Source organism: Colwellia marinimaniae (assembly GCF_002207865.1).
In the GTDB taxonomy this organism is placed as follows: Bacteria; Pseudomonadota; Gammaproteobacteria; order Enterobacterales; family Alteromonadaceae; genus Colwellia; species Colwellia marinimaniae.
Map to the genome: position 1 here is coordinate 24,450 of NZ_BDQM01000001.1, position 18,740 is coordinate 43,189.

Below are 18,740 nucleotides of genomic sequence, written 5' to 3' on the forward strand. Positions count from 1 at the left end.
TAAGGTATGATTATCTGATCTGTTATTCGTCTATTAACAGCGTCTACTTAATTCGCACTTTACAGGACATTTTGAGCTTATGTTTAAAAAAATACGCGGCATGTTTTCTAACGATCTTTCCATCGATTTAGGTACCGCAAATACACTTATTTATGTAAAAGACCAAGGTATAGTGTTAAATGAGCCTTCTGTAGTTGCTATTCGTCAAGACCGTGCCGGTGGCACTAAAAGTGTTGCTGCCGTAGGTGCGGCCGCTAAAGCTATGTTAGGTAGAACCCCCGGGAATATTGAAGCGATTCGCCCGATGAAAGATGGTGTAATTGCTAACTTCTTCGTTACCGAAAAAATGTTACAACACTTTATTAAACAAGTGCATAGCAATAATTTTTTACGCCCTAGCCCTAGAGTATTAATTTGTGTTCCTTGTGGCTCTACCCAAGTTGAACGCCGTGCCATTCGAGAATCAGCCATGGGCGCTGGTGCTCGTGAGGTTTACTTAATTGATGAGGCAATGGCCGCAGCTATTGGTGCGGGCCTGCCTGTTTCAGAAGCAACGGGCTCTATGGTGGTCGATATCGGTGGTGGTACTACCGAAGTGGGTATTATATCCCTTAATGGCGTGGTTTATTCATCATCTGTCCGTATTGGTGGTGATAAATTTGATGAAGCCATTATTAACTATGTTCGCCGTAACTTTGGTAGCCTAATTGGTGAAGCAACGGCTGAGCGCATCAAGCATGAAATTGGTTCTGCTTACCCAAGTGAAGAACTTACTGAAATAGAAGTACGTGGCCGTAACCTTGCTGAAGGTGTACCACGTAGCTTTACCTTAAATAGCAATGAAATTTTAGAGGCAGTACAAGAGCCCTTAAGTGGTATTGTTAGTGCTATTATGGTGGCATTAGAGCAAGCTCCGCCAGAGTTAGCTTCGGATATTGCCGAGCGTGGTATGGTCTTAACTGGTGGCGGTGCTTTATTAAAAGGCATGGACCGTTTATTAATGGAAGAAACCGGCATTCCGGTCGTTGTGGCGGATGACCCATTAACCTGTGTTGCCAGAGGTGGTGGTAAAGCCCTTGAGATGATTGATATGCATGGTGGCGACCTTTTCTCATACGAATAAAATCAATTTTTCTTCTGTGTCATTTAGCGTAATTACAGCGTTAATAGTACTCATTGACTAGCGTCAACTCCGTGCTATTGCCTTGTACTTAAGCTAAATGCCTGTGAATAAACTATTGATAGAAAATACATATAATTCTTTTGATAGTTATGGTGCTCTATTGTTGAATGATAATCTCTGTATAGCGTTTAAGCCCTACACTTCTAGCCTGTAACTTTTTATGAACCCAATCTTTAATCAAGGCACATCACCAGCACACCGACTTATTTTGGTACTGTGTTGCTCGGCGGCCTTGATTTTTTTCGACCATAAAATGGCAAGTTTTGAAACCGCACGTGGTTATTTGCAGTCGTTAGTGAGTCCCTTGCAATATATGGCTAATGCGCCGAAACAAATGATGAATTGGGCGGCAGAGAATATCGTCATTCGCCAACAATTGATGAAAGAAAATCAAATTTTTCGTGAAAATGAGCTATTTTATCACGAACAAGCGATGCAGCTTAGTATGGTTCGACAAGAAAATGAAAGATTACGCTCATTACTTTCCTCTCCTGTTCGCGGTGAAATAAATAAAATGTTTGCCGAAATTATCTCGGTATATAGTGATCCCTATTCTCATCAGGTGGTTATTAACCGTGGCACCAATGATGGTGTTTACGAAGGTCAGGCGGTACTTGATGAAAAGGGTATTGTTGGGCAAATATTGCATGTGGGTGCCAGTAGCTCAAGAGTGATTTTGATCACTGATATATCTCATGCTATTCCTGTGCGTATTCAACGAAATGGCTTAAGGCTTATTGCTTCAGGTAGTGGCCAAATTGATCGCCTTATCCATAATTTTGTGCCGCACAGTGCCGATGTCAAAGTAGGTGATTTATTAGTTACCTCAGGTTTAGGTGGCAAGTACCCAGAAGGGTATCCGGTTGCCCGAGTAGTTCTTGTACGCGCCGATGAGTCACGAGAATTTGCCACTATTTATAGTAAACCGGTCGCGCAAATTGATAGGTTACGCTATATGTTATTACTTTCAAAAGAGCCGTCTAAAGAGCAGTCAGTTAAGGGTGCTAACTTGCCAAAAAGTAAGCAAGCAAGCGCAGGTAAGTCTTAATGTTTAGCAATAATGGCTTTATTATTTTGTTGACCTTACTTATTGCCTTGATGGCCAGTATTACGCCAATGCCGCTTAGTGTTGATGCGTTTCGCCCCGATTGGGTACTAATTGTTTTGGTCTACTGGTGTTTAGCTTTACCCAATAAAGTAAACATCATTACTGCTTGGGTGATGGGCTTTATTCTTGATGTCTTACTCGGCTCTGTGCTGGGTGTTCATGCCTGTGCTATGGCCTTATCAGTTTATATTGTCGTGGTTAATTTTCAAAAAATTAGAAATTTTTCAGTATGGCAACAAGCCTTAATAATTGGTGTACTTTCTGCACAATATCATTTGGTGGTTTTTTGGTTACAACGTTTTTTAAGTGATGTGGTCTTCCTGCCCAATTATTTATATCCAGTGATAACGACAATTGTCTTGTGGCCATGGGTGTTTTTATTGTTACGCCGTGTTCGTCGTCACTTTCGCATTAAATAATTAAACAATGGCTCAAGGTCTTGCTATAGCAGTAAATAATTTTATGACAGACAGTATCATTAACACCATAACTAGCGGTCAACAGCTTATTTTAGCCTCGCAATCTCCACGGCGCAGAGAGTTGTTAACACAATTAGGCTATCAATTTACTGTACGGGTAAGTGATATTGATGAGACAGTAGAGGCCACTGAAACCGCTCATGACTATGTTTTACGTTTAGCGAAGTTAAAAGCACAACATGTATTGAGGTTATTGCCTAAAGCTGAACAAGCCAACAGTCATGTTTTAGGCTCAGATACCTGTGTGGTATTAAATGGCCAAATATTAGGTAAGCCCGTTAACGAAGCCGATTGTCTTAAGACCTTATCGTTATTATCCAATAATCAGCACCAGGTATTAACGGCAATTACCTTGGCTAGCCAAACGAGTGTCCAGGGGCAAGTGATCAGTACACAAGTGACTTTTAAAGCTCTGAGCAAGGCAGAAATTCACGCTTACTGGTTAACAGGTGAACCGCAAGATAAAGCGGGCAGTTATGGCATTCAGGGAATTGCGGGACAATTTGTTAAATCTATCAACGGCAGCTATTCAGCTGTGGTGGGTTTACCGTTATATGAAACAGCCCAATTACTGGCTAAGGCCGGTTTTATTGGTGCCATCAATGCAAAATAATTTATTGAAGTAAGGGCTATATATGAGTGCCGAGTTATTAATTAATGTTACTCCTAGTGAAACACGTGTTGCTTTGGTGGAAAATGGTTCATTGCAAGAAGTGCATATTGAGCGACAAGGCAAGCGAGGCATTGTTGGCAATGTGTATTTAGGCAAGGTGATTCGTGTTTTACCCGGTATGCAAGCCGCTTTTATTGATATTAACTTAGAGAAAGCGGCTTTTTTGCACGCTTCTGATATTAAAAGCAAACTGATTTTAAAAGAAGAAAATGATCAAGCAGTAGACATTCGCTCTTTAGTGCATGAAGGGCAACAAATTATGGTGCAAGTTGTTAAAGATCCCCTTGGCTCTAAAGGCGCACGTTTAACGACAGATATCACCATAGCCTCACGTTATCTAGTGTTAATGCCTCACTCTCAACATGCCGGTGTATCGCTACGCATTGAAGGGGCCGATGAGCGCGAGCGTTTAAAAGACATTGTCAGTCCCTATTGTGATGAGCATCAAGGGTTTATTGTCAGAACTGCGGGTGAAGGTGCTGGTGAGCTTGAGCTACAGCATGATGCCGAGTTCTTACGTAGAGTATGGCAAAAAGTATTAACCCGTAAACAACGAAAACAAACCAAGTTACCCTTATATCAAGACTTATCATTGTCTTTTCGAGTACTGCGAGACTTTGTTGGCATTGATATAGAGCGTATCCGGGTTGATTCTAAGCTTACCTATCAAGATCTGGACGCTTTTACCCAAGAATTTGTCCCTGAATTGACACCGTTATTAGAATATTACCCAGGCGAGCTTCCTATTTTTGATTTGTTCTCGGTCGAGCGAGAAATTCAGCGGGCACTGCACCGGAAAATAGAGCTGAAGTCTGGTGGCTATTTGATCATAGATCAAACCGAAGCCATGACTACTATAGACATTAATACCGGCGCCTTTGTTGGCCATAGAAACCTTGCCGATACCATCTTTAGTACCAATATCGAGGCAACTCAGGTTATTGCTCGACAGCTGAGACTCAGAAACCTTGGTGGTATTATCATTGTCGATTTTATCGATATGCACAATGAAGATCATAAACGACGAGTATTGCACAGCCTAGATACGGCGATGAGCAAGGATAAGGTAAAATACAGCCTTCATGGTTTCTCAGCGCTTGGTTTAGTAGAAATGACACGACAACGAACACGTGAAAGTTTAGAGCATGTGTTGTGTGGCGAGTGCCCACTTTGTAGCGGTCGTGGGCATTTAAAAACGGTGGAAACTGTTTGTTTTGAAATACTTAGAGAGATAGTTCGAGTAAATCGTGCCCATGAAGCAGATAAGTTTACTGTTTATGCTGCTAGTGCCGTCAGTGAGTTTCTGCTTAATGATGAATACCATAATTTAGCTGAAGTTGAAGTTTTTATTGGTAAGTCGATTAAAGTACTGGCCGAACCCATGTATAATCAGGAACAATTTGACGTTGTTATGATGTAATAGCCATTCGGGTATTTTTAGCATAATAAATATAGGACTCGCTAAGTTTTAATGAGTATTGCAAGCACTGCTAACTGTTGGCTAAACCGCCTTTATAAATCTATTGCCATTTTATTGGTGCTGCTGGCGGTATTAATCAGTGCCTTTCGTTTATTTTTACCCTATGTTCACCATTATAAATTACCCCTGCAAAATTATTTAAACGACATCTCACAAACGAATATTTCCATTGGTGACTTAAGCATGACTTGGCAACGCTCTGGGCCGATTCTGGTCATTAGTGATGTGCAAGTGCTTGACACCGAAAGGGCTTCGATCTTTATTAAACAATTGGAATTACAAATTGATTTTTGGCGCAGCATAAGTGAACAAAGGCTTATTTCTAAAAATCTGGTTATTTTTGGCGCTCAAGTTGATATCTCACAGCGCTTGTGGCTATCACCAGAAGATGAAAATGCCCTTGCAATTACCGAAATAGACAATGACGCGAATGATATCGACGTTATCAGTAATATTTTTCTTCATCGTATAAAACGCTTTTCTATTCGTGATAGCCAACTGATAGTGCGAAATAAAACTATCACCCGTAGCATAGGGTTAAATCAATTAGATTGGTTAAATACGGGTGAGCGTCATCAAGCTCAAGGGAGTGTGGTACTAAACGGCTTAAGTTCTAATAATTTGCAGTTGAAAGTAGATTTACACGGGGAGCCGGGCAGTACTTTATCTGGACAAGTATATTTACAAGCCAACCATCTCGATATAACTCCCTGGTTAGATAGCATTTTAGTCATTGAAAATGATAAAACCAAAACTGATATTAATTTTTCCGCCTGGCTAGAAGTCAATAACAGTGAAGTTAATCGTTTACAAATAGATATCTCAGATAGCAGCATTAATTGGTTGTTTGACCAGCAAGAACAAAAGCTCACGTTAGAGCAGGGGCAAATATTACTGGTTAAAGGTAAAAAAGCGCAAGACTTTAAGCTTTATAGTACGCCGTTATCTCTGCAATTTAACCAACAAGCAACACAACAATTTACCGCTATGTTAATTAAGCAAGGCGATGATTTTTCAATACATCTTTCCGAAATAGATATTGCTATGTTAGCGCAATTAACGCCGTTAATTGTGGCAAAACAAGCAACACATAAAATACTTGCTGAGATGAGCTTAAGCGGAAAAATCGAAGACCTCTATATTCGTAACTATAACAACGAACTGCAGGTGGTGACTAACTTTTCAAAGTTTAATAATAACTATAGTCAAGGTATTCCAGGGTTAGAGAATGTTTATGGGCAACTGAGCTATGTAGACAATTATTTATCGGTGAATTTTAACGCCGAACAGGGCAGGTTAGACTTCGACCAGATGTTTGTGCAAGCTTTTCCCTATCAACGTTTATCAGGGCAGCTCAATGCTAAATTTGATGATGAAGGTTGGGCATTGACCGTTGAAAAATTTGAGTTTCTTTCTAAAGAAATTAACTTATCAGCACAAGTTAAAGTTGAGGTACCGCTTGATGGTGAAGTAAATTTAGCGCTACTGGCGAGTATTTCAAATGCTAATGCCGGCTTAGTGGGTCGTTACTTACCCTTAGCTATTATGAGTGATAACTTAGTGAGTTACCTCAATGCTGCTGTTGTCTCTGGTCGTGTTGAAAATGCCCAAATTTTGATAAATGGTCCTATTAGTCGCTTTCCTTTTTCCGATGGTAGTGGCATTTTTGTCGTTGATGCTGAGTTAAGTAAAGCTGAGTTTAAGTTTGTTGAAGGTTGGCCAGCCATTACTGACTTTGTTGCTAATTTAAACTTCACTAATAACGCTATGTTAATTACCGGTCGAGGGGGAAAATTAACAGGTTTAGATGTTACTGGGGTGCGGGCAGGAATTGCTGATTTAGCCCATGGTCAAATTTTGACGGTAGATGCTGAGATTAAACCAACAGAGCCGCGTTATATCGGTGACTTGCTCAATCAAAGCCCACTTAAAGATAGCGTTGGTAGTGTCTTGGCACAACTACAAATTACCGGTGAGGTGAGTGGTGAATTTCATTTAAACCTACCGCTTAATAATAATGAGCAAGCCTTGGCCAGTGGTACTATCAACTTTAATAATAATCAAGCTAGCTTGCAAACACCGCAGATGAATTTCAGTGAGGTTCAAGGGCAATTAAGCTTTAGTAATGATAAAATTAGCACTAAAAATTTACAGCTGGTTTGGCAAGGCTTACCTATTGCTCTTGATATCACTGGCATGGATAAAGCGGATTACTACCATACTGATATTAAACTTTCTGCCTTATGGCGAGAAGAGCAATGGTTGTCCTTTGTACCAGCACCATTACGACGATATACCCAAGGTGAACTGTCGTGGCAAGGCGAACTATCCCTACATCAGCACCATCAAGGTGGTTTTTCATATCAGGCTAATTTTGACTCTGCTTTAAACAATACTCAGTTATTGCTACCCCCTCCTTATGAACGTAGTGATAAACAAGAAAACCATTTATCGGTACAAATTAATGGCCAATTGGAACAATCAAAAATAGTGATGAACTATGGCGATAAAATGCACTTCTCTGGCTTATTAGATCACGATACTACTGCTTTTAGTCGTGCTAATTTAATGCTAGGGCAAGGCACTATGGCATTAGCTAGTGACGGCTTTCATATAACTACTCAGTTGCAGCAAGCAGATTTTTCCTTATGGCAACCACTGATCAGCGATATTCTCGATAGTATTAATCAACCCAGTAGCAGCATAAGCTCAAATTCTACGCCAACAAAGTCAACGCCGTTTTTAGCCAAACCCAAAAGAATTAGAGGCACCATTGCTCAGTTACAAATACTAGGTCAGCAACTTAATAATGTGTCTTTTAACTTGTTGGATAAACCGCAATGGTGGCTATTACAACTGAATGCCGAAGAAATCCGTAGCCAGATAAAAATTTATCCTGATTGGTTAGGCCAAGGTTTAGATATCAATGCCGAATTTTTAAAACTGAGACAAGCTGAAAAATCAGCAGTAGAGACAGAGTTATCACCGGCAAGGCAACCGCTAGATAAAGCTGAAAACGATATTATTTTTGCTAATATCCCGCCGATAAAATTTCATTGTGATAGCTGCACGATAGGTTTACTGACACTAGGGGAAGTTGATGTAAATATTAAGCGTATTGATCATCAAACCATAGAGTTTGCTAACTTTACCGCCAAGCGCGGGAAAACCCAATTAACCCTTGACGGTAGTTGGCTTCATAATGAACAACAATCAACCACCTCGTTAACGGGTCAGTTATCGGTGGACGATATAGAAAGCGAATTACAAGCAATGGGCTATGATTCGATCATTAAAGACAGTGGTGCCGAAGTTACTTTAAACTTGAACTGGCCTGGCGGTTTGCATAATTTTGATGTTAGTCACTTAAATGGTGATTTTAATGCTAGGTTAGATGATGGCTATTTAGCGGATATTGATGATAAGGCGCGCGCTCTGTCGGTGCTCAGTTTACAGTCATTGGTACGTAAGTTGACCCTTGATTTTCGTGATATATTTAGCGATGGTATGTTTTACAGTAATATCAAAGGTGATTATCAAATAAAACAGGGCTTGTTAACTACCGATAATACCGAAATGAAAGGCACAGCCGGTGATTTGTTTATGACTGGGCAGACCAATTTAGTCACAGGTGAGCTGGCTTATGATATGTCATATAAACCCAATTTAACCTCAAGTTTACCTGTACTTGCTTGGATAGTGACATCGTTGAATCCAGTGACTTTTCTTGCTGGTGTTGCCATAGATCAAGTGATCAAATCACAGGTGGTTTATCAGTTGAACTATAAATTAACCGGCAACATTGACAATCCAATTTTTGAGGAAGTAGATCGAAAAAGTAAGAATATTAATATCGAGGGCACAGTACCAACGGAAGAGGTACAACAAGAAGAGTCAGCAGTTGATAAGACTCTCCCTGTGACGTCGTCAAAAAAGTCCGAGGTAATTGATGATTAAACTGAGCGCAATACAATTATCCTCAACGGCTAATGTTGCCACCAACCTTGCTAAAATAGCTGAGTTGCTCGCCAAAATTACGGCAACCCCGACAGCGGTTTACAACGGCAGTGGTAGCATAGCTAAGCCAGAAGATGTTATAAAAGAGCCTATTCAGCATTTAGTGGTATTACCTGAATGTTGTTTATACTTTGGTGGTAAAGATAGTGAACAATTAACTTTGGCAAAAACATCGGCAGCAGCGAATGAGCTTCGTTTAGCCCTAGGCCGACTGGCCCAGCAGTTTAAGGTGTATTTAGTTGCCGGTACTGTGCCTATTTTAACGACTTCAGCCACTAAATTTACTAATAGTAGCTGTGTGTTTAGCCCCAGTGGTGATTTGCTAGGGCAATACGATAAAATGCATTTATTTGATGTCAATGTCAGCGATAATACCAAGAGTTATTGTGAGTCTCACTATACCCAAGCGGGCAAAGAGCTAATTGTAGTAAACACAGTATTTGCTAACATTGGCCTATCAGTGTGTTTCGATTTACGTTTTCCCAACTTATTTCAGCGGCTGACGCAAGCGGGTGCCGAGATCATTACCGTACCCAGTGCCTTTACTAAAGTAACCGGCAAAGCACACTGGCAAATATTATTGCAAGCAAGGGCGATAGAAAATCAAGTCTATATTATTGCTGCCGGACAAGAAGGGGTTCATGAAAATGGCCGCGAAACTTGGGGGCATTCAATGATTATTAACCCGTGGGGCGAAATTGAACAGAGCCTAGCCACAGGTGAAGGTTTTATTACCGTTGAATACCAAAAAAAATCAGTAACAGGCATACGTCAAAATATGCCGTTGAACTCGCCGCTGAATAATTAATTGCAGCGACTATAATTAAAGAACATAGCAGAAGAGCCCATACCTAATGAATAGTGTTGAAAAATCCTTATTAAGTGATAGTCATATTGATGATGAAGTATTAATCAAAACCTTGAAAAGTATGATGGGACGAAAAGTTGATTACGCTGATTTATATTTTCAAGCGAGTCAGCATGAATCCTGGGTGTTAGAAGATGGAATTATTAAAGAAGGCTCGTATAACATTGAACGTGGTGTTGGCGTAAGAGCCATTTCAGGCGAGAAAACAGGCTTTGCTTATTCTGATGAAATCTCCCCCGAAGCATTACAGCAGGCGGCAGATGCGGCCAAAGGTATTGCGGATAGTGGCAAAGGGGCAACCGTGAAAGCGTTTAACCGCACTACACCTATCAAGGTTTATCAATCAGTTGAGCCACTTGGCAGTTTAACCCAAGAGCAAAAGATTGATTTATTACATCAAGTTGAGGCACATGCGCGGCAAGTGGATAGCAGGGTTAAGCAGGTAATTGCCAGCTTATCAGCTGTCTATGAAACTATTTTAATCAGTGCTAGTGATGGTACTTACGCTACGGATATTCGGCCGTTAGTGCGATTAAATTGTTCAGTCTTAGTTGAAGACAATGGCAAGCGTGAGCGAGCGAGTGCCGGTGGTGGCGCACGTACTGATTATAGTTACTTCTTTGAAGTTGAGCCGGGTGATAACAAAGCACGTTACCTTGCGTATGCTGAAGAGTCAGTTAGACAAGCGTTAGTCAACTTAGTGGCCATTGAAGCCCCTGCAGGCACTTACCCTGTGGTATTGGGTGCCGGCTGGCCTGGCGTATTATTACATGAAGCGGTTGGCCATGGTTTAGAGGGCGATTTTAACCGTAAAGGCTCGTCAGCCTTTTCAGGTAAAATCGGTCAAAAAGTGACATCTGAACTTTGTACCATTGTTGATGATGGTACCTTAGTTAACCGCCGTGGCTCTATCACTATAGATGATGAAGGTACACCTGGGCAATATAACGTCTTAATTGAAAAGGGTATCTTAAAAGGTTACATGCAAGATAAGCATAATGCAGCCTTAATGGGCGTGCAGCCAACAGGTAATGGCCGACGTGAATCTTATGCCCATTTACCTATGCCACGCATGACAAATACTTATATGTTAGCAGGAGAGTCTAGCCCTGAAGATATTATTAAGTCGGTGAAAAAAGGTATTTTTGCACCAAACTTTGCCGGAGGTCAGGTTGATATCACGTCGGGTAAGTTCGTTTTTACCACCTCAGAAGCTTATTTAATTGAAGATGGTGAAATAACCTCACCGGTAAAAGGTGTTACTTTAATAGGCAATGGTCCCGATGCAATGAAACGGATCAGTATGGTTGGTAACGACTTAAAACTTGATGCCGGTGTTGGTATTTGTGGTAAAGATGGCCAAAGTATACCGGTTGGTGTCGGTCAACCGACCTTGAAAATTGATGAAATAACAATTGGTGGTACCCAGTAGTTAGCCCTTTCTATGCAGCAAGCACTGATTTTTCAATGAGTGCTTGCTGCATAGTGACTCGCGCTGAGCGTTTCAGGATTTTTATTAGGCGTTCGCTTTTAGGTAAATGAATAAGCTTTTATAATGCTTACCTTGTTTCTCGGCTTTTTTCTCTTTTACTGCGTTACGTACTAACTGCTTGATTTTTTGACGTTCAATTTGTGGGAATTCACTAATTAAAGCTTCAACAGCATCATTACCTTGGGCAATTAATTCATCTCTAATACTTTCTAAGCGATTAAATTTTGCTGTTTCTTGTTGATGTTTATTGGCCATCACTTCGATAGCATGGTGAATTGGCTCTAGGTCGGTTTCAAATAATATTTTACCAATATGACGAATGTGACGGCGTAAAGCTTCATGTTTATTGGCGATCTTGTCAGCTAAAACCATAGCATATTTTAGCTCTTCGGTTAAAGGCAAACGACTACGCTGATGCTTAGACATATCCACTAAGCTTTGGCCGAAATCTTGTAATTTATGCATTTCACGCTTAATTTCGGTTTTACTTTTAAATTCTTCTTCTATTTCTTCTGATGAATCGTCGATATCGTTGGCTGACTGGGGCATAATAATGTCTAATACCATGGTAAAATAAATAATAATTAGCCTTATTATATCATTAAATTTATCGGGGCTGTTGATCTTTCGCGGTCAAACCTTGTTCGAGATAAAGGGGTTTATTCGCGGCGAGTGCTGTCTAGCCCAGTCACGCTAAGAAATTAGGAAATTTAATCTCGATAGTGCCCAGTACTTAATAGGCTAAGTTGCTGTTTTAGCCTTGTTAATCCTTAAAAAGAAAAGAGAAAGTAGAAACCAATATGACCCCAGCCTCTAAATCCCATGATCCAATCAGACAACAACTTAGCGAAGTTAAAGCACGTGTTGCCACTGTTCTTGAACTCGCTAAATCTCTTGGCGCCGATGGTGCTGAAGTAGCGATGAGTCGCCAACAAGGTTTAAGTGTAAGTACCCGTATGGGTGAAGTGGAAAATGTTGAATTTACTAATGATGGCGCTTTAGGCATTACTGTTTATCGACAAGGGCGTAAAGGCAGTGCTTCAACGGCAGACTTGTCAGAGCAAGCATTGACTAAAACGGTTACTGCGGCAGTAAATATTGCCAAGTACACCTCGGTTGATGATTGTTCGGGTTTAGCAGATAAAGCACTGTTGGCAATGCAGCCACTGGACTTGGATTTATATCATCCACATGAAATAAGTACCGAAGAGGCGATTGATCTGGCCAAAGAGTGTGAGGAAAGCGCCTTAGCAGTAGATGCTCGTATTAGTAATTCAGACGGTGCCAGCTTTGATAGTTTTTCGGGTTTTAAAGTTTATGGTAATAGTCATGGCCAGTTGGTGGGCTACCCAAGTACTCGCCATAGTTTAAGCTGTGTGATGATTGCTAGTGACGGTGACGATATGGAGCGGGATTATGCGTACACGGTTAATCGTGATTTTGCTTTACTAGAAAGTGCCAAAAATATTGGTTTGCAAGCGTCACAAGAGGTGCTATCTCGTCTAAACCCACAAACAATAGCGACCAGTAAAGTTCCGGTATTATTTAGAGCGGATATTGCCAATACTATTTGGGGACACTTTATTGCCGCTATCAGTGGTGGCAACTTATATCGTAAATCCTCTTTTTTACTTGATGCCATTGGTAACGATGTTTTTCCTAAGTTTTTAAATATCAGTGAAAGACCTCACATTGCTAGGGCGTTAGCCAGTAGTGCTTTTGATAGTGAAGGCGTATTAACCCAAGATCGAGAAATTATTAGTCAGGGTGCCTTACAAACTTATTTATTGACTAGCTATTCCGCCCGTAAGCTTGGGCTAACTACCACAGGCCATGCTGGCGGTATTCATAATTGGCTGGTTGACGCCAAAGGTCATGATGGTAGTTTTGATGCTATGTTAAAAACCCTAGGAACAGGTTTACTGGTGACCGAACTAATGGGTCAAGGCGTTAATATTATCAATGGTGATTACTCTCGTGGTGCGGCTGGATTTTGGGTTGAAAATGGTGAAATTGCTTACCCAGTGAGTGAAATTACTATTGCCGGGAATTTAGCGCAGATGTTTAAAGGTATTGTTGCTGTTGGCTCTGATGTTGATTTACGCGGTAGTATCCACACCGGTTCAATTTTGATTGATGAGATGCAAGTCGCCGGACATTAGTAAGTAAACTTATTACTTCAGCAATAATAACAAAGCGTTATCTATTTGATTAGATAACGCTTTTTTTTGATTAATATTTAGCTAAGTCACTATTACTAGGTAAAACTTTTTATGTAAGAAACAGCGTTGCGGTGCCTAGGAAAGCAAAAATACCCAGGACATCGGTCACTGTGGTAAGAATAACGCCACCAGCCAGCGCAGGGTCAATCTTCATGCGTTTTAATATCAATGGAATACTGACACCAGCAAGTCCAGCGGCGGTCATATTCATCAACATGGCGAAAGCAATGACACCACCAAGCATTAAATCTTGTTTCCATATCGCTACGACCGTGGCAATTAATGTCGCCCAAATAATGCCATTTAAAAAGCCGATCGCTACTTCTTTACTCAGTAGTGCCCGGGCATTACTGTCACCGACATGACCTAATGCCATACCACGGATAACCAAGGTTAAGGTTTGATTACCAGCAACACCACCCATACTGGGCACCAAAGAGTTCAATACGGCTAAAATAGCCAATTGTTGAAAGACATCTTCAAACATACTGGTCACGGCAACAGCCATCAATGCGGTGATCAGGTTTACCCCCAGCCATAATGTGCGCTGCTTAGTACTTTTAATTACCGGGGCAAATGTATCTGCTTCATCGTCTAAACCCGCCATACTCATCATAGAGTGTTCGGCATTCTCACGGATGATATCAATTACGTCATCAATGGTTATCCGACCGAGTAAGTGACCTTGCTCATCAATTACGGGAGCAGAAAACCAATCGTGACGTTCAAACAGCTGGGCAACATCTTGCTCATCCATATTTGCTTGCACTGCTTCTACTTCCGCATTAATCAAACAAGAGACGATAGCTTCTGCCTTGGCTGTTACTATGGCAGCAAGAGATACCACACCAATAAAACGATTGTTACGGTCAACGACATAGAAGGAGTCAGTGGCATCTGGCAGGTTACCTTTGAGACGCAAGTAGCGTAATACTACCTTAACACTTACATCGGGACGCAAGGTGATAGTATCGGTATTCATTATGCCACCAGCAGTATCTTCTTCATAAGATAATGCGGTTTCGACCCGGCTACGGTCTTGTGAGTCCATCGACTCGAGGACTTTGTTATAAATATTGTCAGGTAATGTACGTAAAACTTCAGCTAAATCATCAATGTCCATGCCTTCGGCAACCGCTGCAAGCTTTTCAGGCGGCATGCTGGTAAGAATGCCTTTACGGACTTCCTCATTAAGTTCTTCGAGCACTTCACCATGAAAATCAGGATCAATAAGTTGCCAAAGTACCGGTCGATTTTTTGCTGTGGAAGACTCTAAAATAAGGGCTAGATCGAAGGCCGGCATATGTTGCAGCAGTTTTCGTACATAGACGAACATACCACTGCTAAGCGCTTCGTTAACTTGTTGTAACCTTTGTTGGTTAAATTCTTGTTCTGATACTTCTGGCATAGCCTACTCTGCCTCTTTGCTATTTAGTACACCGAAAACCCTGTAAGAATGTGTCGCTGTGAAAGTAGCGAAACTGAGGATTACTTAAGGATAAAAGAAAACAGCTTTCTTTGGGAAACAGCTGAAAATCAGCGTAAGTTTATCGTAACTTAGTGTTTTTATCAGCTTTTTAATCTTGAGATAGATACTTTTTTAGTCGGTTTATTTATTCAGCTTCATCAAATTTATCAGAAATAAGTTGGCATATTTCAGTTAACGCTAGTTGTGCATCTTCGCCTTGTGCGGTGATATTAACTGTTTTTCCTTGGCCACCAGCTAATAGCATCAGCGCCATAATACTCCCTGCATCGGCTTTTTTTCCCGCTAATTCTAGGGTGATTTGTGCGGAAAATTTTTGGCTTAATTGTGCAAGTTTAGTGGCTGCACGAGCGTGCAAACCCAACTTATTACAAATGGTCACTTGTTGGGATTTTTTTGGCAATACTATAGCACCCATTATTCTGCTCACTTATTAAGTTGATTTTATATGAATATCTCTATGGTGCGTTTGAATATCTTCGCGCTCTTTACGAAAATTCTTGGCTAGCATTTCTGCGATATAAACTGATCTATGTTTGCCACCGGTACAACCAATAGCTATGGTGACATAACTACGATTGTTGCGTTCTAAGTGTGGTAACCATGTCATCATAAAACTGTTAATTTGCCAAATAAACTTAGTGACTATCGCTTGGCTGGCAAGAAAATCTTTGACCTCGGCATCAACCCCTGTTTTGCCCTTCAGTGATTTCTCCCAAAAAGGATTAGGTAAAAACCTCGCGTCAAAAACATAATCGGCATCGATTGGAATACCGTGTTTAAAACCAAACGATTTAAAGACCAGTACCATGGAACCGGTCTTTTTGCCTAAAATCCTTTCCCTGACTAAATCAGCAAGTTGATGAGGGGTAAGTTGGCTAGTATTTATGTATAAGTCAGCATTCGTTGATATCGGCTCTAATAATGACTTTTCTCGGGTAATCGCTTGCTCAAGGGTCATATTCTCTTTTATAAGGGGGTGCAAACGACGTGTTTCACTAAAACGCCTGATTAAGTCTTTATCATCGGCATCAAGAAATAAGGTATTAACGTCTACTGCTCTAGGTAAGTAGGCAATGATTTCAGGAATATCTTCGGGATCTTTTGGTAAATTTCGTACATCTAAACTGACGGCAACGTTTTCATAGTCATTGATAACCGTATGGATTAATGCCGGTAAGAGGTTAATTGGAATGTTATCGACACAATAATAACCAAGATCTTCTAATACGCGTAGGGCAACTGATTTACCCGAGCCAGAGCGGCCACTAACTATGATTAGTTTCATTCTTATATCTTATATCCGTGTACTTTACTATATGGCATCTAGGGTATTACTAGCTTGTTGAATTAGGTTATAGAGTGCTTGATTATCATGGCATTTGCGAACTCGCTTAATCATCTTTTTATTACTAAATAATTTAGCGATACTTTGTAGGGTAATTAAGTGTTCTTTACAGCTATTTTCCGGCACAAATAAGGCAATAAAAACATCTACATTCCTATTATCTATGGCATCAAAATCAATAGCTTGTTCTGTTGTTATTAACACTGCGACAGCTTTATTGGCATTAGGTAATCGACCATGGGGTATGGCAATGCCGTTTCCTATGCCGGTACTACCCATTTTTTCTCTATTAAGTAAACTTTCTAGCAGATCATCTTGTTCTATATCACCGATTTGCTTGGCAGCGAGTTGACAAATTTTTTCTAAAATACGTTTTTTACTGGTGATTTCTACATCACAAGTGGTACAGCTTGTTGTTAATATTTCTGATAATTGCATAATGGTGTTAATTATTTTAGGCGCCCAACTGTGCTAATTCATTTAGCTTAGGGCGCCAGATTTATCGGCTTTAATTACTTTAAAGCGTATTCATGATTTAGCTAAGCTTAGTGCTGAGCTATCTTACCTTTATACTTAAGGATTTGTCGATCAAGTTTATCAACTAGAGTATCAATAGAAGCATACATGTCGCCGTTAACTGCTGAGGCAAACACTTCACCGCCATTAATATGGATATTGGCTTCTGCTTTTTGGTTAAGCTTTTCTACGGTAAGTACGACATGAATATTATTGATATGATCAAAATGTCGTTCTAGTTTTGAGAACTTGCTATCAACATATTTTCGTAATGAACTTGTTACTTCTACATGATGGCCAGAAAGATTAATTTGCATAAGCATGATCCTTTTATGGTAGTGTTTTAAAGTAAACTCTTACGTTGGTTTGATGGTGGTATCGCTAATGATTCTCGGTATTTAGCAATAGTCCGTCGCGCCACTTTTATTCCCTGCTCGGCCAGTATATCAGCCATTTTGCTGTCACTTAACGGTTTAGCAGGTGTTTCCGCTAAGATAAGTTTTTTAATTAAAGAACGAATTGCGGTCGATGAACATTCACCACCATTTTCGGTACTAACATGGCTGGAGAAGAAGTATTTTAACTCAAAAATCCCTCTTGGTGTGTGCATGTATTTTTGCGTGGTCACTCGAGATATGGTGGATTCGTGCATATCAACAGCTTCAGCAATATCATTGAGCACCATAGGAAGCATGGCTTCAGCACCATGCTCTAAAAATCCTTGCTGACGCTGAACTATGCAATTGGACACCTTGAGTAAGGTGTCATTACGAGATTCTAAGCTCTTAATAAACCATTTGGCTTCTTGCAAGTTTGATCTAATAAATTGACCATCATTAGTTGATGATTTCATTGTTTTAGACATGGCCGCATATTGCTTATTAATAGAGAGTTTTGGTGCCGTGTCCGAATTTAACTCAACCACCCAGCGACCATTTTTCTTTTCAACGGTAACATCAGGAATAACGTATTGGTTATTACCTTTAATTACCGCATCACCTGGACGAGGATTTAAGCTTTGAATTAAACGCATAACTTCACGCAGTTGATCTTCTTTTAATTTGGTTTTACGCATTAACTGACGGTAATCTCGGTTACCAAGTAAATCAATATGTTCATTGATAATGAGTTTACTTTCTTTCAGATAAGGGGTATCAGCACTAAATTGATTCAACTGAATAAGTAAACAATCAGCAATTGAGCGAGCAGCGACGCCAATAGGGTCAAACATATTAATACGTTTTAAGACCGCTTCAACTTCATCCTGCTCTAGCCCTTCTGTACCGACACTTTCTAGAATTTCTTCTGGTGATACGGTTAAATAACCGGCATCATCAACTGCTTCAATAATGGCAATAGCGATGGTTTTATCGGTATCAGTGAAAGGCGTTAATTCCATTTGCCACAATAGATGATCTTGAATGGAGTCCGTGGTTTCCCCTTGATAGGTATAATCATCGGCAGGGCTACTAACTGCGCCGGTATTTGAAACGCCAGCACTGTAACTTTCTTCCCAGGTGGTATCGATATTTAGTTCTTCGGGTATTTCCTTTTTTTCCATGGCCTCAGTGGTACTGATTTCGTCAATACTTGCTGGTTGCTCTTCACTCCCGTCACTTGTTGTCAGCTCAGTGTTAGTTTCAGAGACACTGGTTGTAAATGCTTCTTCAAGATTGTTTTCATCGCTAGTATTTTCATTTTCAACTTTTTCATCAAGCTCAAGTAATGGATTGCTCTCTAATACTTCTTGAATTTCTTGTTGTAATTCTAACGTTGACAGTTGCAACAGCTTGATTGCTTGTTGCAACTGCGGAGTCATGGTTAATTGTTGTCCAATACGGAGCTGTAGTGTAGGTCGCATCTAGGTT

At 40.4% G+C, this 18,740-nt stretch carries 16 protein-coding genes; 9 read left to right on the forward strand and 7 right to left on the reverse strand.

The window, feature by feature from the left end; all coding sequences use genetic code 11:
• Window positions 1-79: 79 nt before the first annotated feature.
• The 8 genes from MTCD1_RS00115 to tldD all read left to right on the forward strand — a co-directional run bounded on the left by MTCD1_RS00115 (window position 80) and on the right by tldD (window position 11,240).
• Window positions 80-1,123 carry a rod shape-determining protein gene (locus tag MTCD1_RS00115; RefSeq protein WP_057182630.1) on the forward strand — a complete coding sequence of 348 codons (1,044 nt, stop codon included), beginning with the start codon at window positions 80-82 and terminating at the stop codon, window positions 1,121-1,123.
• Window positions 1,124-1,343: 220 nt separating this feature from the next.
• Complete coding sequence (mreC, locus tag MTCD1_RS00120) at window positions 1,344-2,231, forward strand: rod shape-determining protein MreC (RefSeq protein ID WP_057182629.1); 888 nt, start codon at window positions 1,344-1,346, stop codon at window positions 2,229-2,231.
• Complete coding sequence (mreD, locus tag MTCD1_RS00125; protein WP_057182628.1) at window positions 2,231-2,710, forward strand: rod shape-determining protein MreD; 480 nt, start codon at window positions 2,231-2,233, stop codon at window positions 2,708-2,710. Before mreC ends, mreD begins: the two co-directional genes overlap by 1 nt.
• A gap of 43 nt (window positions 2,711-2,753) precedes the next feature.
• On the forward strand, window positions 2,754-3,383 hold the full coding sequence (locus MTCD1_RS00130; protein WP_057182625.1) for a Maf family protein: 630 nt from the start codon (window positions 2,754-2,756) through the stop codon (window positions 3,381-3,383).
• Between the two features lie 22 nt (window positions 3,384-3,405).
• The gene (gene rng / locus MTCD1_RS00135; protein ID WP_057182623.1) at window positions 3,406-4,863 is read left to right on the forward strand and encodes a ribonuclease G; all 1,458 of its coding nucleotides are present in this window, start codon (window positions 3,406-3,408) and stop codon (window positions 4,861-4,863) included.
• 51 nt (window positions 4,864-4,914) lie between these two features.
• Window positions 4,915-8,880, forward strand: a complete 3,966-nt coding sequence (locus tag MTCD1_RS00140; RefSeq protein WP_057182621.1) for a YhdP family protein — start codon at window positions 4,915-4,917, stop codon at window positions 8,878-8,880.
• Complete coding sequence (locus MTCD1_RS00145) at window positions 8,873-9,748, forward strand: carbon-nitrogen hydrolase family protein (protein ID WP_057182619.1); 876 nt, start codon at window positions 8,873-8,875, stop codon at window positions 9,746-9,748. The genes MTCD1_RS00140 and MTCD1_RS00145 overlap by 8 nt, the downstream gene beginning before the upstream one ends.
• Before the next feature lie 46 nt (window positions 9,749-9,794).
• The gene (gene tldD / locus MTCD1_RS00150; protein WP_057182617.1) at window positions 9,795-11,240 is read left to right on the forward strand and encodes a metalloprotease TldD; all 1,446 of its coding nucleotides are present in this window, start codon (window positions 9,795-9,797) and stop codon (window positions 11,238-11,240) included.
• A gap of 84 nt (window positions 11,241-11,324) precedes the next feature.
• Here the strand turns inward: tldD and yjgA are convergent, their stop codons facing one another.
• The gene (yjgA, locus tag MTCD1_RS00155; protein ID WP_231733089.1) at window positions 11,325-11,849 is read right to left on the reverse strand and encodes a ribosome biogenesis factor YjgA; all 525 of its coding nucleotides are present in this window, start codon (window positions 11,847-11,849) and stop codon (window positions 11,325-11,327) included.
• Between the two features lie 251 nt (window positions 11,850-12,100).
• Here yjgA and pmbA point away from each other — a divergent pair, with 251 nt between their 5' ends.
• Window positions 12,101-13,462 (forward strand): metalloprotease PmbA, encoded by a 1,362-nt coding sequence (pmbA, locus tag MTCD1_RS00160; RefSeq protein ID WP_057182613.1) that lies wholly within the window; start codon window positions 12,101-12,103, stop codon window positions 13,460-13,462.
• Window positions 13,463-13,571: 109 nt separating this feature from the next.
• On the opposite strand, the gene mgtE is transcribed toward pmbA, so the two are convergent.
• From mgtE to MTCD1_RS00190, 6 genes are all read right to left on the reverse strand, one after another.
• Window positions 13,572-14,930 carry a magnesium transporter gene (gene mgtE / locus MTCD1_RS00165; RefSeq protein ID WP_057182611.1) on the reverse strand — a complete coding sequence of 453 codons (1,359 nt, stop codon included), beginning with the start codon at window positions 14,928-14,930 and terminating at the stop codon, window positions 13,572-13,574.
• A 205-nt stretch (window positions 14,931-15,135) separates the two neighbouring features.
• A complete protein-coding gene (locus tag MTCD1_RS00170) occupies window positions 15,136-15,411 on the reverse strand; it encodes an HPr family phosphocarrier protein (RefSeq protein WP_057182719.1) in 276 nt (91 codons plus the stop codon).
• A gap of 30 nt (window positions 15,412-15,441) precedes the next feature.
• The gene (gene rapZ / locus MTCD1_RS00175) at window positions 15,442-16,296 is read right to left on the reverse strand and encodes an RNase adapter RapZ (RefSeq protein ID WP_057182609.1); all 855 of its coding nucleotides are present in this window, start codon (window positions 16,294-16,296) and stop codon (window positions 15,442-15,444) included.
• Window positions 16,297-16,323: 27 nt separating this feature from the next.
• Window positions 16,324-16,794, reverse strand: a complete 471-nt coding sequence (ptsN, locus tag MTCD1_RS00180) for a PTS IIA-like nitrogen regulatory protein PtsN (protein ID WP_057182607.1) — start codon at window positions 16,792-16,794, stop codon at window positions 16,324-16,326.
• Between the two features lie 107 nt (window positions 16,795-16,901).
• The gene (gene hpf, locus MTCD1_RS00185; protein ID WP_057182605.1) at window positions 16,902-17,189 is read right to left on the reverse strand and encodes a ribosome hibernation promoting factor; all 288 of its coding nucleotides are present in this window, start codon (window positions 17,187-17,189) and stop codon (window positions 16,902-16,904) included.
• A gap of 26 nt (window positions 17,190-17,215) precedes the next feature.
• Window positions 17,216-18,733, reverse strand: coding sequence for an RNA polymerase factor sigma-54 (locus MTCD1_RS00190; RefSeq protein ID WP_057182603.1), 1,518 nt, complete (start codon window positions 18,731-18,733; stop codon window positions 17,216-17,218).
• Window positions 18,734-18,740: the final 7 nt, after the last annotated feature.

Bases quoted from the DNA above. Each gene is read 5' to 3' on its own strand.
- MTCD1_RS00115 (WP_057182630.1), top strand. From the start codon at position 80: ATGTTTAAAAAAATACGCGGCATGTTTTCTAACGATCTTTCCATCGAT.
- mreC (WP_057182629.1), top strand. From the start codon at position 1,344: ATGAACCCAATCTTTAATCAAGGCACATCACCAGCACACCGACTTATT.
- yjgA (WP_231733089.1), bottom strand. From the start codon at position 11,849: ATGCCCCAGTCAGCCAACGATATCGACGATTCATCAGAAGAAATAGAA.
- rng (WP_057182623.1), top strand. From the start codon at position 3,406: ATGAGTGCCGAGTTATTAATTAATGTTACTCCTAGTGAAACACGTGTT.
- hpf (WP_057182605.1), bottom strand. From the start codon at position 17,189: ATGCAAATTAATCTTTCTGGCCATCATGTAGAAGTAACAAGTTCATTA.
- ptsN (WP_057182607.1), bottom strand. From the start codon at position 16,794: ATGCAATTATCAGAAATATTAACAACAAGCTGTACCACTTGTGATGTA.
- MTCD1_RS00145 (WP_057182619.1), top strand. From the start codon at position 8,873: ATGATTAAACTGAGCGCAATACAATTATCCTCAACGGCTAATGTTGCC.
- mgtE (WP_057182611.1), bottom strand. From the start codon at position 14,930: ATGCCAGAAGTATCAGAACAAGAATTTAACCAACAAAGGTTACAACAA.
- pmbA (WP_057182613.1), top strand. From the start codon at position 12,101: ATGACCCCAGCCTCTAAATCCCATGATCCAATCAGACAACAACTTAGC.
- rapZ (WP_057182609.1), bottom strand. From the start codon at position 16,296: ATGAAACTAATCATAGTTAGTGGCCGCTCTGGCTCGGGTAAATCAGTT.
- tldD (WP_057182617.1), top strand. From the start codon at position 9,795: ATGAATAGTGTTGAAAAATCCTTATTAAGTGATAGTCATATTGATGAT.
- MTCD1_RS00190 (WP_057182603.1), bottom strand. From the start codon at position 18,733: ATGCGACCTACACTACAGCTCCGTATTGGACAACAATTAACCATGACT.
- MTCD1_RS00130 (WP_057182625.1), top strand. From the start codon at position 2,754: ATGACAGACAGTATCATTAACACCATAACTAGCGGTCAACAGCTTATT.
- MTCD1_RS00140 (WP_057182621.1), top strand. From the start codon at position 4,915: ATGAGTATTGCAAGCACTGCTAACTGTTGGCTAAACCGCCTTTATAAA.
- mreD (WP_057182628.1), top strand. From the start codon at position 2,231: ATGTTTAGCAATAATGGCTTTATTATTTTGTTGACCTTACTTATTGCC.